This is a genomic window from Pseudomonas sp. TH21 (assembly GCF_016651025.1).
Lineage (GTDB): Bacteria > Pseudomonadota > Gammaproteobacteria > Pseudomonadales > Pseudomonadaceae > Aquipseudomonas > Aquipseudomonas aylmerensis.
This window is the reverse complement of the sequence record NZ_JAEKEQ010000001.1, coordinates 3,442,088-3,457,584: the sequence shown is the minus strand read 5'-3', so window position 1 is coordinate 3,457,584 and position 15,497 is coordinate 3,442,088. Positions and strand designations below refer to the sequence as shown.

Sequence of the window (15,497 nt, the reverse complement as noted above, 5' to 3'; positions counted from 1 at the left end):
CATTGCCCATAGAGAGTACTTTCATCACTGGGGATCACAATGGGTAAGAACACGCGAGTGCAACGTCTGGCATTACTGGCTTCCAGCCTGTTACTGGCGGGGGCCGCCAATGCGCAATCCGCCACCTACCGCTTGGATATTCCCGCGCAAGCGCTGGATAAGTCCCTCAATGCGCTGGCGCAACAAACCGGCAGCCATGTGCTGTTCGCCACGGATATCGCCGAGGGCCGGCAAGCCCCGGCGCTGCACAGCCAGATGACCGTGGAGCAGGCCCTGCAAAGCCTGATCGGCCAAAGCGGCCTGCAGGTGCAGAAGGTCGACGACGGCAGTTATTTGATCGCCCCATCCGCCAGCGATGACGCGCTCAACTTAGGCGCAACCACGATTCAGGGGCACGCGCTGGGTGTGACGACGGAGAACTCCGGGTCCTACACTACGGGCGCGACGAGTACGGCAACCAAGTTGCCGCTTACCCTGCGCCAAACACCACAATCAGTGACGGTGATCACCCGCCAACAAATGACTGATCAGGGCTTGGGCACAATCTCTGAAGTATTGGGGCAAACCCCCGGTGTGTCGGTGATGCATGACGACAGCGAGCGCTTCAACTTCTATTCCCGTGGTTTCGCGCTGAATAGCTTCCAGTACGACGGCGTGCCTACTTCAGATTTCACCACTAACACCAACGGCCTGGGTGTGCGGGACATGGCCATCTATGACCGGGTGGAGGTCGTACGCGGCGCCACTGGATTGATGAGCGGCGTCGGCAGCCCGGCGGGCGTGGTCAACTTAGTGCGCAAGCGTCCTACCACGGAATTCCAGGGGTACGTGTCTGGCAGTGGCGGTAGCTGGGATCGCTATCGCACTGAGATGGACCTGTCCGGGCCCCTCACGCAAAACGGCGCAGTGCGGGGTCGGGTCGTCGCGGCGTACGACGACTCCAACTCCTTCATCGATTACTACTCGTCGAAGAAAAACGTGTTCTACGCCATCGGTGAAGCCGACATCAGCGACAACACCATGGTGTATGGCGGTATCGACTATCAAAAGATCAACTCCAACGGTTCCAGCTTTGGCCAGTTGCCGTTGTTTTACGCCGATGGCACGCGTACCGATTTTTCCCGCTCGAAAAACCCGGCGGCCAGATGGGCCTATGCCGACAGTGAAAGCACCAAGTACTTTGGCGGTGTCGAGCATCATTTCGACAATGACTGGATGCTGCGTGTCGAAGCCAGCCACTGGAAAGGCGCCACCGAGCAACTGCAAGGCAACCTGATCGGTTGGGGCCCTTACCCAGACCAAACGACCCGTCAAGCCCAGTTGTTCCGTAGCCACAAGACCTACGTCATCAACACCGATTCGGTGGATGCTTATTCCACCGGGCCGTTCTCCTTGCTCGGTCGCACCCACGACTTGATCCTGGGGCTTAATGTCAGCGACCGCCGCTCGGATTACTTCTCGCAAAATGCCGATGCAACCTCTGCGCGCCCGAGCGTGGACTTTGACAACTGGGGTAATAATGCACCTCGCCCTACGTCCTACGTAACCTGGAGCTCCCAGGATTATCACATCAAGGAAGTCGGCGCTTTTGGCGCGGTGCGCCTCAAACCTACGGACGATCTGTCCGTTATCCTAGGTAGCCGCGTCGTCAACTACAAGCGCGAAGGCGAGCTGGGTTATAACTCTGACCCGGCCAACCCTGACCATGATGATGCCAAGAAAACCGGCAAGGTCATCCCCTACGCTGGCGTGGTCTATGACCTGACTGAGCAGCATTCGGTCTATGTCAGCTATACCGACATTTTTGAACCGCAAAGCAACATCGATATCAGCGGCAAAGTCTTGGAACCCATGGCCGGCAAGAACTACGAGGCTGGCCTCAAGTCCGAGTTCTACGGCGGTGCATTGAACACCAGCATCGCGGTGTTCAAGACCAAGCAGGACAACTTTGCGCAGTACGTAGGCAGCACCGACGACGGTCGTGATGCTTACGAGGGTGTGACCAATACTACCAAGGGCTTTGAGTTGCAGGCCTCCGGCGAAGTATTGCCGGGCTGGCAGGTACTGACCGGGTTCACCTATTCCCAGCCGCGTGATGAGCAGCACAACCGTATCGACTCCCAGCGCCCTGAGCGCCAGTTCAAGCTGGCAAGCACCTACAAGCTCAACGGTGCGCTCAAGGACCTGACCGTTGGCGGCAACGTTATCTGGCAGGGCAAGACATACTTCGTCAACGAGTCACTGGAATCGGAGGCCAAGGAGGGTAGTTTTGCCGTGGTCGGTTTGTTGGCACGTTATGACATCGATAAGCACCTGAGTGCCTCGCTTAATTTCAATAACATCTTTGATCGCGAGTACTACACAGGCTACGGCCTCTACAACAGCTACTACAGCGGTGATCCGCGCAACGTGATGGTGGGGCTCAAGTACCAGTTCTGAAGACGCCTGCGCCATTCAACTGCCAGAACACCCGTCGATGGTGGCCAGGGAGAGTAGACGACTACGCTCCACTGGCCTATGGCACGATCAGTGAGCTGACTTTCCAACACGCATTATCGAACAACCAACATTTCAGGATCTTGTCCGCTTTGACGCGATATTCGCCTTGAATGAAGCATTTCATCAGGCAGTTCCTGCGTTAAAATCTCCAGCAATCATACACACGATGACATTTATGAAAGCGCCGAGAATGACTAAGACACATTCCTCTCACATGGCTCGAAAGCTAGTGAGACTTGGCAGGACTGTTACACATGAACTCAAGGCTGACAACGAAACATACGAGTGGTATTTGGAATGGGAGCAAGTTGAAGAGCCTCCATTACTTTCCTCACAAGATAATTAGGATAAACCCAGCCACGAACGCTCCTGTGACTGATTAAGGTTGGAAGATTTAACGCTGCAGATCTAAGCACGATGGAAGCCTTTTTACACAGTCTCGGCCAAGCGCTGTCATCGCTCAACTCCTGAGTTATGCGACGATTCGCTCGCACCGCTGGGTAAAGCTTTGCGGTGTCGTGCGAGTCTGTCGCAGGTGCTCAATTTTCTGCGACATGAAATGCGATAGCTGTGGCTCTGCGACGGATTGGGTGCAACTCCGACACGCTCGCCATTTCTCAGGGCAGGGATCAGCAACCGAAGCCTGTCACCTCCGTTACCAGTGGTGGCAATTTGGTTTGGGTTGGGGTTGAATGCTGCGCTCATCCACATGGATTTGGAGGCCGGTATGTCGATAGCTCGGGTATTGCGAGTATTAGGATTAGCGCTGATGGTCACCATCACCGGTGGTTGTATCTCCTACACCGAAACAGCAGTGGAAGGGTTCAGGTGGCCCTGCAGGTAAGTGCAGAACCGGTCGAACGTCACCACCTGCGTGGCCGTACCGCCGCTTCCACTTGATGTCGACGCCGCACACCAGGCGCTCCGCCGAATGCCCAAGCCAGTCCGTCACCTCGTCGCTATCGCTGACCTCTGGAGGCAGCTTAGCGTCGAAACGCTCCTGGCAAATCTTCAATGCTGCGTTCATGGTCGCCTCCAAGGTGGCGGGTTGTTCACCTGTATTCGTCAACACTCATGCCTCCCGCTGGTTGCCGATGGGCGCGGGGGAGGAGTGCTGACGTGTAGAGGTGCAGAGGGGGCATTAGCGTTTTGCCTAGGTAGCTAATATCATCCAAGAGGCGTACGCATGGACGATCATCACAATCCCAATGGGGCTGCTTAAATGGAAAGAAGCTACTTTTTGACGATGCTTTTACTGGTTCTTCATCAGATAGATGCTGCCTTTTGGCGCGAGTGGGATTTGTTTTTCTTGCCCGGTGGTGTTCAAGGCTTTCTGCTCTTCAATGCCTTAGCCATACCCGTGTTACTGATTGGGTATCGGCATGTTTTACTGGACACGAGTCGCGCGTCGCTCTTTGCCAAGATCTGCGCTGGTTTAGGTGCGCTGACATTCGTTATTCATGCCGGACTCGCTCTGGCTGGCGCGCATCAGTTTCATTTGCCCGCCTCTATTGCCGTCATAATTCTTTGTTTGATCAGCTCCATATGGTTGCTGGTCAATACCCGAAATTACGATGCCAGGCTTGCTGACTCTCCTGCGACTTGATGCGTGTGAGCGGCTATGTGGTGTTGAAGATCTACGGGGAAACCCATTTTTCACATAACCCTTAAGGAGATAGCATAATGCCGTTACTCTTCGCACCCTCGTGGCCGCCAGGAAGTAGAACCATGGCAAAGGAATCATTTCACTACCTTGACAAGGATAGTGGCTCACTGTTTTCGGCTGCGCTGAAAGCAGTAGCCAACCAGGGTATGAAACTGAAATTCACGGACCGTGCAGGTGGTGTCATCAGTCGTGATTCAAAGTGGAGTATGAAGAGCTTTGGTCAACAAATTAGGCTGATAGCTGTCGGTCGTTCCGTAGTCTGCCCGCCATTTGTTTAGCTGGCAGCAATGGCCCGAGGAGGGGAGATAAGGATTGATCTTGATGCGGACATTTGCATGTGAAACAGCAGAATCAGTCACGTGATTGCCCTTGTCGGCTCGTACTGTCCGCCTCCAATCGTCAATCGTCCTGGCTCTAACCGGAACGTACTCAACCACCATTAGCCCGGTTGGACTGCCAACGCGTGGAACGACCCGCTATGCCTGTAAGTCTACCTGTATCTACTCATGGGTAAGGTACAGCGCAATGGATAAGACAATCACCGTCGTTCAACTAGCTACCACCGACCTTAGATCAATCAACGAAATATGGCTCGTCGGGACGCATACCCAGTTATGCCTATGGCGTGGCGAACAGGTCTTCACTCACGAGATGATGAGCGAGGGCACCCACGATCAGAATGTCCGACGCCTGTGCGTGCAGTTGGTCAACTCTGACGATCAAGCCGCCGTGGCCAGCGTTGAGGTAATTGTGCGCGAACGGCTGGAAAAAATCGGGAAGGAGGGCGAGTTTTATCCCGCAGAGGAGGCTGATACTCATCAATAGGAAAAGGAGTATCGGCCATTCATGGGGAGGTAACCCAAGGCCTGTTGTCGCTTGCAAGCGTATCTTCCACTGGTGAGCGCGGAACGCTTAGGATTACTCACTCAATTCAGTAGCAACATGGAGCAGTCAACAGGTTATGGAGATTGAATTTCGCGGTAATGTCATGCCTGACAACCCGTCTGTAGGTACATGCGATGAGTACGCTGTGAGCGGGATTACCAGCTTTGACGATCTCGCCGAAGCGAGTCGTAAGATTGCTGAGGCGCACCCTGGGTTTACACCTCTGTTCTCGCTCGATGATCTGCACCAGGCCCGCTACACCTCGGGACATGCGCGCAACAATTCAGGGATGGACGATGCATCGGAGCAGGACATAGCGGGTTTACCGCCAGAGTGCTTCGAGAATGGTGAATACATAGGCTATCCGACTACGAAAGCGGAGTTCGCAATCTGTCTTCGCAATTTCATGAACCTGGTTGCAGCCACGTCTTTCGAAGACGCTTGCGCTCATGGTTTGACGCTGGATGAGCAGGCCCTGCAGGAGTGGATCGGTTATCAGAACAACCCTGTCTCTCTTCTGGAACAACCCCTTTCAGCTGTCGTGGTGCCCGTTCAGCAGTCTTGCCAGGCACTCGCGGCTTTTCCGAATGGCTATTTCACTTCCGACCTGGATCCAGCGAAGAACTTTGCGGTTGCGCGTCATTTTTCGGAAGCGCATGGCTTTGAGTTGATGGGCGTAGGTGCTTCTTACATCGGCTTCATTCGTGCTGAGCCGCTTGATACATCCTTGGCTAACGTCGTAGCGCAAGACTTCTGTGCGCTCTACAACACTAGCGAGGAAGACCTACAAGTACGCGTTTGCGCAGTTGCACAGGCGATCTCCGGTCGGACGCATTTGTGGCTCCGTTACGTGGAATGAACTCCGTGCGCAGTAAAAGTGCATCGTCGCTGGGTTCATAGACGCCATGATTAGATCGCCCAGCACCGATGCCCACCTCATCAAGCCGGCCCCTCGCTCCTGAGAATACGCTGCTCCTTCACCTCCCCGGCGTACCCGCCAATTTTCGCCTGCTGAGCCGCGAGTAACGCGCTGATCTTCATCAGCGCCACGGCTTCGTCTGGGGTTTTCGCGTTGGCCGCCATGGCCGTCAATTCGACTACGGACCAGCCTATGACCGCTGCCGCATCTTCCAGGTCGTAGAACAGTTCCTGCTGTGCCGTCCTGGGGCCATCGAGGCCTTGTATCAAGTCTTTCATCTATGACTCCGATGGCGTGAGTTCAAGCGCCATGACCACCATGCCGATTTCTGCCAGGTCGGTGCTGAAGGGGATTTCTGCAACCTGCTGGAAACCCGACGCGGCGTAAAAGCGACGGGCATTGGCATTGCTCTTGAGGACATCCAGCCAGAGCAAGCGTTCTCCACGTTGCAATGCCCATTGGCGAATGAACTGCAGGAGTTGCTTGCCATACCCGCGCCCTGCGGCACTGGTGAGGAAGTAGATTTTTTGCAGTTCGGCGCCGGGTTTACCGGTCACGGGGGCAGGGGTGGACCGGTTGACCTTGGCAAAGCCTACGACGTGGCCGCTGGCATCGGCGGCGATAAACCAGGCATGCTGGTCGGGCTGGGCGAGTGAGCGGCTGAGCGCGCCGGTTGAGAAGTCCTGGTCGAGAAAAGCCTGCAAGCCGGCGGGCGACCAGATGGCCGAGAAGTGTTGCCGGTAGGTTTCGCAGCCGACTTCGCGCAAGGCGTCGAGGTCGGCCTGGGTCGCTTGCCGAATGGTGAGCATGTTCTTCCCTGAGTGGCGCGCCGGCGCGCTTTATTGCGCTGCCGAGTCGCCAGTGTGTCTCAGGCAGCAAGGGCGTGTAAACGCCGTCGTCACAGGCTCCATCCCAGTCCCAGGGCCTTGTGCAGCGAGGCAAAGTCCTTGAGTAATTCGGCATCGCCGGAAATCCGGCTCTCCTGCGCCTGGTAGCGCGTGCGCTCCGCATCCAGCCAATCCAGGGTGCTCGCGGTGCCCGCACGATAACGTTGGCGCGTCAGGTCCGCCGCGCGTACCGCTGAAGATTCGACGTTGCGCAACAGCACCACGTTCTGGCGTTGATGCCCGTAGCGCGCCAGGGCGACGTCGGCATCGCGCAGTGCACTCAAGACCACGCTCTTGTACTGCGCGAGCGCTTCATCGCGACCGGCTTCGGCGCCTTTGACGCTGGCGGCGACGCGGCCGAAATCCAGCACGTTCCAGGACAGGCGCGGCAAAATCAGCCAGGTGCCGTTGTCCTTTCGGGCGAGGTGGCCGGGGTCGCCGGCTGAGAAGGACAGGTCCCCCATCAGGCTGAGCTTGGGGAACCAGTCGGCGGTTTTCTCGCCGATCTGCGCGTTGCTGGAAGCCAGTTTGCGTTCGGCGACGCGGATGTCCGGGCGGGCTTTCAAGAGGGCGGCGGGATCGGCCACTGGTACTTGGGCGGGAATGGACGGCAGTGCCTGCGGTGTGGCGAGGCGCTCATCCAGTTCGCCTGGCTCCAGGCCGCACAGCAGGCTCAGTTGGTCCTGGGATTCGACGATGGCGGCTTGCAAGGGCAAGCGCTGGGCCTGGGTATTTTCGGCCTGGGTGAGCACTTGTTCGAGTTGCAGCTGGGAGGCCACGCCTCGGTTGCGGCGTTGTTGAGTGAGGTCCAGGGCCTGGTTTTCGATGTCGACACTCGCCTCTACCAGCGCCAGGCGCGCCTGCTGGTCGCGCAGGTCGGTGTAGGCCTGCACGATTTCGGCGGCCAGTTGCACCTGGGCATCCGCCAGTTGTGCCTGTGCGGCGTCGGCTTCGGCCTGTGCGGCCTCGACGGCGCGGCGCGTGCCGCCGAACAGGTCGGCTTCCCAACTGGCATCGAAGCCGGCGAGGTACAGGCTCAGCGGGCCGCGCCCACCGCCACCACCGCCCAGCGCCGAGGTATCAGGCGAGCGCAGTTTGAGCATCGCCGCATCGCCCGTGACCTTGGGCATCGCCTGCGCACGCGCGCCGCTGAGGCTGGCGCGCGATTGGCGCAGTCGGGCCCGGGCGGTGGCGATGTCCGGGCTGTTTTGCAGGGCCTGGCTGATCAGCGCGTTGAGCTGCGGATCGCCCAGCCCCTGCCACCACTGCGCGACGGCAGGTGCGTGTGGCACGCCGCTGTCGGCATGTGGCAAGCGTGCGGCGGCGAGGGTTTTCGGCGCAACGTCGGGTGCGCCATGGTAGTCCGGGCCCACGGTGCAGGCGGACAGCAGCCCGACGGTCAGGAGGAGGGGAAACGAGCGAGCAATCATCGTTGTACCGTGCGCTTTTTCAGAATGAAGATCAGGGGCAGGCACGCCAGCATTGCCAGGCCCAGTAGGTAAAACGCGTCGTTGTAGGCCATCACCGAGGCTTGCCGTGCGATGTCGCTGGCCAGTTGGGTCAGCGCCTGCAAATGCGCGGTGGACGGGTCGCCGGTTTGCGCCAGGTAGCTGGCGGCGTTGCTCGCCATGTGGTCCTGGGTCAATTGGCTGTTGGCAAGGATGCCTTCGCGCAGCCGGTCGTCGTGGAAGTGGCTGCGTCGGTCCATCAGCACGCCCAACAGCGCCAGGCCGATGGTGCCGCCGAGGTTGCGCGACATGTTGTAGAGCCCGGCCGCGTCGCCGGCATCCTGGGTCTCGACCGAACGCATCGACAGCTGACTGAGCGGCATCATCACCAGGATCTGCCCGAAACCGCGCAGCAGCTGTGACCAGACAAAATCATGCCCGACGCTGTCGGCGGTGAGCTGGGTATCGACAAAACAGCTGGCCCAATACAGCAACAGGCCGATACCGACCATCCAGCGCAGATCATAGCGGCCAAGCATCCTCGGCAGGATCGGCATCAGCAGGAACGCCGGAATACCGGACAGCAGCATGATCGCGCCGGATTGCTGGGCGTTATAGCCGGAGAGAATGCCGAGGAACTGCGGGACCAGATACGCCGTGCCATACAGGCCGGCGCCGACTGCCGTGCCGATCAGCAGCACGCTGCCGAAGCTTTTGTTGAGCACCAGTTGAAGGCGCAGGATCGGCGTGCTCGAACGAAATTGCCCGACGGCGATCAGGAAAAAACCAACCAGCGTGGCGATGCTCAACCAACTGATCAGCAGCGAGTCGAACCAGTGCTCGCGCTGGCCTTCTTCCAGCACCACCGTGAGCGAACTCAGGCCCATGGCCAGGCCGAGAATGCCCAGCCAGTCGGCGCTGATGAAACGTTGCAGGTTCATGCGCTCGGTGGGCAGGCCGGTGATCAACAAGGTGATCAACGCGATGCTGATGGGCAGGTTGAGAAAGAAGCACCAGCGCCAGTTGATGTTTTCGGTCAGCCAGCCGCCAATCACCGGGCCGAGCAGGGGCCCGAGGATCACCGTCATGCCGAACATCGTGGTGCCGATCGCCAATTGATGCGGGGGCAGGCGGGTGCGCACGATGGTCTGGGCGGTGGGGATCATCGCACCACCGGCGAACCCCTGGCCGATGCGCCCGGCGATCATCGCGCCGAGGCTGGAAGACAGGCCGCAGAACATCGAAAACAGTGTGAACATCAGCGCCGTGCCGATCAGGAACCGGCGCAGGCCGAAGACCCGGGTCAGCCAGGCGGCAAGGGGAATCATGACGATTTCCGACATCAGGTAGCCGGTGGCAATCCACGTGCCTTCGGTGCCGGTGGCGCCGATCTGGCCCTGGATCTGCGGCAATGCCGAGTTGGTGATCGAGACGTCCAGGGTAGCGAGCAGCGCGCCAAGCGCCCCGGCGGCGACGGCGATCCAGTCGGTCAGCGAGGCGTTGCGCGGTGTCTCGGCGGCCACCCCGGCCATGAGTGCCTCAGCCATGGTTGGCGTCCGCGCCGTGGGTGCGGGTGTCCACGTCCACGGTGGCCGACAGGCCGGGCATCAAGGCGGCGCGAATGTCGTCAGGCACGTCGAGGGAAATCCTCACCGGCACACGCTGGACGATCTTGGTGAAGTTGCCGGTGGCATTCGACGGCGGCAGCAACGCGAACTGCGCGCCAGTGCCAGGGGAGAGGCTGTCGATATGGCCCTGCAGGTCATGGCCGGGCAGGGCGTCCACGTGCACGTTCACGCGCTGGCCGGGGTGCATCGCGCCGATCTGGGTTTCCTTGTAGTTGGCCGTCAGGTAGATCGCGCTGACCGGTACCACCGTCAACAGGCGCGTGCCGGGCTGCACGTATTGGCCGACACGCACGCCGCGATCGGCGATGCGGCCATCCCGCGGGCTGCGAATCACCGCGTCATCCACATCCAGCTGGCTCTGCGCCTCGCTGGCCTTGGCCACGCCGAGTTGCGCCTGGGCCTGCTTGAGCTGGGCCTGCAGCGTGCCATAGCGGGTCTGGCTGGAACGCAGGGCGGCCTGCTTGGCTGCCACCGTGCTGCGCGCCTGCGCCAATTGGTTGTTGAGTTGCGCCAGGCGCTCTTCCGGTTCGGCACCCGAGCGGGCCAGCGGTGCATAGCGGGCGACTTCGGTCTGCGCATGCTGGGCATCGGCCTGCGCGCCCTGCAACTGCGCGCGGGCTTCGGCGATGGTTGAATCCTGCTGCACCAGGTCGGCCTGGGCCTTGGCGAAATCGGCTTCGCGCGCGGCAATCGTTGCCGAGGCCTCGTCGCTGACGGCCTGGTATTTACGTGCATCCAGGCGCACCAGAATGTCGCCGCGCTTGACGTCCTGGTTATCGCTGACCAGCACCTCGGCGACGTAGCCGTTGATCTTCGGCGCCACGCTGATGCTGTCGGCCTGCAGGTAGGCGTCGTCGGTGGTCTCGATGAAGCGCCCGGTGAGCCACCACCAGGCGGCCCATGACACACCGACCAGCACGGCCACGGTCGCCAGTGTCAGCAGGATCCGCCGGGCCTTGCCGCGTTGGGTGGTGACGCTGTCTTCAGGCATGACCTGAGGGGAGGGAGGTGCGGCGGACATCGGGTCACTCCAGAATTTATATCAGGTGGAATAAATTCCTTTTTTCGCGAATTTTTGTCAACTGGTATATTTTGCTTCGGGTATTCGAAGGGAGCAGCACATGGCACGACATAAACCGGCCGCCGAGGGTGGCTATCAGCGCGGTGAAGAAACCCGCGCGCGCATCGTCGAGGCGGCGGTCGTGGTGTTTGGCGAGCGTGGCTACGACGGTGCGTCTACCCGCGACATCGCCACCGCGGCCGGCGTCAACGCGCCGGCGATCCAGTATTACTTCGACGGCAAGGAAGGCGTGTACCTGGCGTGCGTCGAGCACTTGATCACCTTGCTCTGGCGCAAGATGAGCGAAACCGTCGAGGCCGCTGAACAGGCGCTTGCGGATGAAAATACCGCTGATGCGGCCTTGATCGAGGTGTCACTGGGCATCCTCGGCGCGGTGGTCTCGACCATTCAGGACAGCCCCCAGACCAGCGCATGGCGGGCGTTCCTCGACCGCCACCAGGCCGGGTTATGCCCGGCAAGTGCAACCACGGCGTTCGACGAGCGCTTCAAGGCACGCATCGCCCGGGTGATCCGGCTGCTTATCGCGCGCCTGGCCGGGTTTGCGCTGGAGGATGAACGCACGGTCATTCATTCGATGGCGCTGTTTACCCAGGGCCTGGCCTTCCGGGTGCAGAAGCCCAAGCTGCTTGAGGCATTGAAGTGGACCGAGGTCAGCGTCAAGGAGATGGAACTGGTCAGGGACGTGGTGCTGATGCAGGCACGGTTTACGCTGGAGGGGTTGGTTCGGCACCGGGACCTGCGCGCTGAATGAGTACGCGGTCGACTGGGCAACGCCGCCGTTCTACGTTCACCTGATGACGGCGTTGGGCAAGGCGGATTACGTGCCGCCTATGTTTGCCTATCTGCGCAAGGGCTAGCCTCGACGGGTGTTTCCTGTCACGGTCACAGAGCCCAAGCTATTGAAAAACAATGGGTTGTATCGCCATGCATACAAACCTTACCCACGTGTTACACGATAGTCATGACGCACTTCATTTTGCACGGTCATAGCCTGCGAGAAGTTAATCACGTCAAGCAAGAGAGTGCAGAATGAAGTTGAGTTACCTAACCAAGGCGGCAGTGGTTGTCGCGCTGTTGTCGAGCCTGTCGGGCTGCTGGATGTTCATGCCACCGGGAGGCGGCGGTGGTGGTGGCGGTCATGGCGGTGGCCATGGTCAAGGCGGCGGCCCGGGTGGGCCAGGTGGCGGTCCGCGCTGACCGATAGGCACTAAGGCAGGCAAGTCATGCACCATGACTTGCCTGTTTTTTTTGCCCGCGATAAATCACAGGCAAAGAAAAGCCCGTGATGGGGGCACGGGCTAAAGGGATGTTCATTAGGAGCTGGATTGACCATAGGCGCTCGTCTGTGAAAGGTTCGTGAAAGACAACAAGTATTTCACTGTAGGCGTTCATCATCCGTTCAGCGCGGATTCAAGCACGCTGGGCAACTATAGCGTTGAGCCATTTCTGCTGGTGGAGACGCGTAGATGCTAGTGATCGTTGCCTTGCTCGCCCTCGTGGGGCTCGGGGTGTGGTTGACCTACCCACGGGTGGGCAATCTGCTGTTTGTGCTGATTGCACAGGTGCAGGCGCGGCGCGCGCGCTTGAAGGGCGTGGTGGTGCCTATCAAGGGCATGACGCTGGCCACCTGGCAGGGCGGTGAGCCCCAATCGCCGGCGCTGCTGCTGATCCACGGCTTCAGCGCGGACAAGGGCGTATGGCTGGATTTCGCGCGGTATTTTACCGACGACTACCGGGTGATCATTCCGGACCTCGCTGGCCACGGCAGCAACGCCTTTGTGCCCGGCGGCGACTACAGCATCGCAGCCCAGGCGCGGCGCATGGTGGCATTGCTCGACGCGTGCCAGGTCGCGCAGGTGCACGTGATCGGCAGTTCTATGGGGGCCTACATCGCCAGTTGGCTGGCTGCGCAGTATCCGGAACGGGTGCTGTCCATGGTGCTGATCGGCGCGGCCGGCGTGCAATTGCCGCAGCCCAATGAAGTGGAAGAGCTGGTCAATGCCGGCGACAACCCTTTCCTGATTCACACGCGGGCGCAGTTTGATCGGTTCTTCGCCATGACCATGGCGTCGCCGCCGTGGATTCCCGAGGTGCTGCTGGCGGCCGAGGCGGCGGTGTATATCAAGCGGCGTGCTGAGCTTGCAGAAATTTTCGCAGACTTCGAAGGCAGCCCCCGCATGGAGCCGTGGCTACCCGAGGTGCGCGTGCCCAGCTTGATTCTGTGGGGCCGCGAAGACCGCATGGTGCCTGTCGCCAGTGCGCAGACCTGGCTCGCCGGCCTTGCGCAGGCGCAACTGCAGATCATCGACGGCGTGGGGCACTTGCCGATGGTCGAATGTCCCGAGCTGACCGCGCAGTATTGCCGGGACTTTCTCGGCGGCGCCAAAGTGTACAGCTCGATCCGCTCCTAGCTGTACGGGGCGGCGGCGCGCGGATGGCTTTACTGTCGCAGGCCTGCCACCCCCGTTTGGATGCCGCGTCATGGTCATGTCTACCAGCCTGCTGTCAGCTTTTGTGTTGTTTGCCTTCGTATCCTCGATCACCCCCGGTCCGAACAACACCATGTTGCTTGCCTCCGGCGTGAACTTCGGGTTTCGCCGCTCGATTCCCCATGCGCTGGGCATCAGCATCGGCTTCATGCTGCTGGTGATTGCGGTGGGCCTGGGCCTGGGTGAGGTATTCAAGGTCTTTCCGTGGGCCTATACGGTGTTGCGCTACGTGGGCGCGACGTACCTGCTGTACTTGGCGTGGAAAATCGCCACGGCAGGCGGCATGTCCGACAGCAACGATGAGCGCGGCAAGCCCATGACCTTCCTCGGCGCGGCGGCGTTCCAGTGGGTCAACCCCAAGGCCTGGATCATGGCGCTCGGCGCCATCACCACCTATACGCCGGCCGAGGGCTATGTCACCAACGTGCTGGTGATTGCCCTGGTGTTCGCCGTCGTCAACCTGCCCAGCGTATGCGTGTGGGTCGGGTGTGGCACGGGCTTGCGCAATGTGCTGCGTGAGCCGCGCTGGGTGCGGCTCTTCAACGGCGTGATGGCGGGGCTGTTGGTGCTGTCGCTGTACCCGATGCTGTTTGCCGGTTGAGATAGCCGCTGCCGCGATTGAGGCTGGATCAGACCGGCGAGATGGTTGCCAGCAGGCCGATGCCGATGGTCAATACCAAAAAGCCGAACAGGAAAAGTGCCATCTTGGTCATAAGGCCTCCGAAGGGAAGGGAGTGGGGATGGCGCTATTGTCCGCCCAGGCGGCTTTTCGATACAGATGCAGATAACAAAGAAAAAACCGTATCAGATGCGTGTGCCGCCGTTCTGCCACGGGCTTTGATCGGGGGCGCTTTTCTCAAGATCAGCGCGTGAGACAGCCACTGCATTTGCCCCTAAGATGGCGCCCACTGCATCAACAATAAACGTGGGCCAACCCTCGATGGAAAGACGCCAATTCAGCGGTGGCATGCAAGGCAAGAACCTGCGCTACCTCAACGAAACCTCGCGGCAGCCGGTGCCGCTCACCCGCGTCGGCTTTTTGCTGCTCGAACACTTTTCGCTGCCGGCCTTCACCCAGACCCTCGACACCTTCGTCACCGCCAACCTGCTGCGGCCTGAACTGTTCGCCACGCGCACCTTTGCTTGTGCGGATGACGAAGTGATCAGCGACCTCGGGCTGGTCATTCGTCCTGATGCACGCCTGGGCTCGTCGGCGCTGCAGGATCTGGAGCTGCTGGTGATCTGCGGCGGCTTTCGCACCGAACTCAAGGCCAGCGAAGACTTCATCCACCTGCTGCGCAGCGCTGCCGAGCAGGGCGTAAAACTCGCCGGGCTGTGGAACGGCGCGTGGTTCCTCGGGCGTGCGGGCCTGTTGCAAGGCTATCGCTGCGCCATCCACCCTGAACATCGACCGGCCCTCGCCGAAGTGTCCAAGGCCACCCACGTCACCAGCGAACCCTACGTGATCGACCGCGACCGCCTGACCGCCTCCAGCCCCTCCGGTGCCTTCCACATGGCCCTGGACTGGATCAAGGCCCTGCACGGCAAGGCCCTGGTCGAAGGCATCGAAGACATCCTGGCCTTCGAAGAGTCGCGCTACCGGCGCATCAAGCCGACCGAAAATGTCAGCGTCAGCGCCCCCCTGCGTGAGGTGGTGAAACTGATGGACGCCAACCTCGAGGAACCGCTGGAACTCGACCAGCTCGCGGTCTACGCCGGGCGCTCGCGACGCCAGCTCGAGCGCCTGTTCAAGGAGCAACTGGGCACCACGCCGCAGCGCTACTACATGGAACTGCGCGTGACCGAAGCGCGGCGCTTGCTGCAGCACACCGAGCTGTCCCAGGTGGAAGTGCTGGTGGCCTGCGGCTTTGTCTCGCCGAGCCATTTCAGCAAATGCTACAGCGCGTATTTCGGATATCGCCCCTCGAAGGAGAAGCGCTTGGTCAAGTAGCATGGGCGCGGTAGACAAAAATCCGCACGAATGCTCAGTCAAGG

At 60.1% G+C, this 15,497-nt stretch carries 16 protein-coding genes; 10 read left to right on the top strand and 6 right to left on the bottom strand.

Annotated elements, in window-relative coordinates; translation table 11 throughout:
* Nucleotides 1-39 precede the first annotated feature (39 nt).
* Nucleotides 40-2,439, top strand: a complete 2,400-nt coding sequence (locus JFU04_RS15125) for a TonB-dependent siderophore receptor (protein WP_207200658.1) — start codon at nucleotides 40-42, stop codon at nucleotides 2,437-2,439.
* A gap of 820 nt (nucleotides 2,440-3,259) precedes the next feature.
* On the opposite strand, the gene JFU04_RS15120 is transcribed toward JFU04_RS15125, so the two are convergent.
* A complete protein-coding gene (locus JFU04_RS15120; RefSeq protein WP_242485907.1) occupies nucleotides 3,260-3,526 on the bottom strand; it encodes a hypothetical protein in 267 nt (88 codons plus the stop codon).
* A 195-nt stretch (nucleotides 3,527-3,721) separates the two neighbouring features.
* Here JFU04_RS15120 and JFU04_RS15115 point away from each other — a divergent pair, with 195 nt between their 5' ends.
* From JFU04_RS15115 to JFU04_RS15100, 4 genes are all read left to right on the top strand, one after another.
* Complete coding sequence (locus JFU04_RS15115) at nucleotides 3,722-4,105, top strand: DUF6713 family protein (protein WP_201144672.1); 384 nt, start codon at nucleotides 3,722-3,724, stop codon at nucleotides 4,103-4,105.
* Nucleotides 4,106-4,227: 122 nt separating this feature from the next.
* Entirely contained in the window at nucleotides 4,228-4,443 is a 216-nt protein-coding gene (locus tag JFU04_RS15110; RefSeq protein WP_201144670.1) for a hypothetical protein, read from the top strand.
* Nucleotides 4,444-4,690: 247 nt separating this feature from the next.
* Nucleotides 4,691-4,990 (top strand): hypothetical protein, encoded by a 300-nt coding sequence (locus JFU04_RS15105; protein WP_201144667.1) that lies wholly within the window; start codon nucleotides 4,691-4,693, stop codon nucleotides 4,988-4,990.
* Between the two features lie 136 nt (nucleotides 4,991-5,126).
* Nucleotides 5,127-5,909: a DUF4253 domain-containing protein gene (locus JFU04_RS15100; protein ID WP_242485906.1), complete on the top strand. Its 783-nt coding sequence runs from the start codon at nucleotides 5,127-5,129 to the stop codon at nucleotides 5,907-5,909.
* An 80-nt stretch (nucleotides 5,910-5,989) separates the two neighbouring features.
* Here the strand turns inward: JFU04_RS15100 and JFU04_RS15095 are convergent, their stop codons facing one another.
* The 5 genes from JFU04_RS15095 to JFU04_RS15075 all read right to left on the bottom strand — a co-directional run bounded on the left by JFU04_RS15095 (nucleotide 5,990) and on the right by JFU04_RS15075 (nucleotide 10,953).
* Nucleotides 5,990-6,247 (bottom strand): hypothetical protein, encoded by a 258-nt coding sequence (locus JFU04_RS15095; protein ID WP_120448722.1) that lies wholly within the window; start codon nucleotides 6,245-6,247, stop codon nucleotides 5,990-5,992.
* Complete coding sequence (locus JFU04_RS15090) at nucleotides 6,248-6,778, bottom strand: GNAT family N-acetyltransferase (protein ID WP_201144665.1); 531 nt, start codon at nucleotides 6,776-6,778, stop codon at nucleotides 6,248-6,250.
* Nucleotides 6,779-6,867: 89 nt separating this feature from the next.
* Nucleotides 6,868-8,286, bottom strand: coding sequence for an efflux transporter outer membrane subunit (locus JFU04_RS15085; protein WP_201144663.1), 1,419 nt, complete (start codon nucleotides 8,284-8,286; stop codon nucleotides 6,868-6,870).
* Nucleotides 8,283-9,851 carry a DHA2 family efflux MFS transporter permease subunit gene (locus JFU04_RS15080; protein WP_201144661.1) on the bottom strand — a complete coding sequence of 523 codons (1,569 nt, stop codon included), beginning with the start codon at nucleotides 9,849-9,851 and terminating at the stop codon, nucleotides 8,283-8,285. The genes JFU04_RS15085 and JFU04_RS15080 overlap by 4 nt, the downstream gene beginning before the upstream one ends.
* Complete coding sequence (locus tag JFU04_RS15075) at nucleotides 9,844-10,953, bottom strand: HlyD family secretion protein (RefSeq protein ID WP_201144659.1); 1,110 nt, start codon at nucleotides 10,951-10,953, stop codon at nucleotides 9,844-9,846. Before JFU04_RS15075 ends, JFU04_RS15080 begins: the two co-directional genes overlap by 8 nt.
* Nucleotides 10,954-11,053: 100 nt before the next feature.
* On the opposite strand from JFU04_RS15075, the gene JFU04_RS15070 reads away from it, so the two are divergent.
* The 5 genes from JFU04_RS15070 to JFU04_RS15050 all read left to right on the top strand — a co-directional run bounded on the left by JFU04_RS15070 (nucleotide 11,054) and on the right by JFU04_RS15050 (nucleotide 15,453).
* Nucleotides 11,054-11,764, top strand: a complete 711-nt coding sequence (locus JFU04_RS15070; RefSeq protein WP_065908270.1) for a CerR family C-terminal domain-containing protein — start codon at nucleotides 11,054-11,056, stop codon at nucleotides 11,762-11,764.
* A 278-nt stretch (nucleotides 11,765-12,042) separates the two neighbouring features.
* Nucleotides 12,043-12,210: a hypothetical protein gene (locus JFU04_RS15065; RefSeq protein ID WP_201144657.1), complete on the top strand. Its 168-nt coding sequence runs from the start codon at nucleotides 12,043-12,045 to the stop codon at nucleotides 12,208-12,210.
* 269 nt (nucleotides 12,211-12,479) lie between these two features.
* Nucleotides 12,480-13,424, top strand: a complete 945-nt coding sequence (locus JFU04_RS15060; protein WP_201144655.1) for an alpha/beta fold hydrolase — start codon at nucleotides 12,480-12,482, stop codon at nucleotides 13,422-13,424.
* A 70-nt stretch (nucleotides 13,425-13,494) separates the two neighbouring features.
* Nucleotides 13,495-14,103: a LysE family translocator gene (locus JFU04_RS15055; protein ID WP_201144653.1), complete on the top strand. Its 609-nt coding sequence runs from the start codon at nucleotides 13,495-13,497 to the stop codon at nucleotides 14,101-14,103.
* 366 nt (nucleotides 14,104-14,469) lie between these two features.
* Nucleotides 14,470-15,453, top strand: a complete 984-nt coding sequence (locus JFU04_RS15050; protein WP_177410371.1) for a GlxA family transcriptional regulator — start codon at nucleotides 14,470-14,472, stop codon at nucleotides 15,451-15,453.
* Nucleotides 15,454-15,497: the final 44 nt, after the last annotated feature.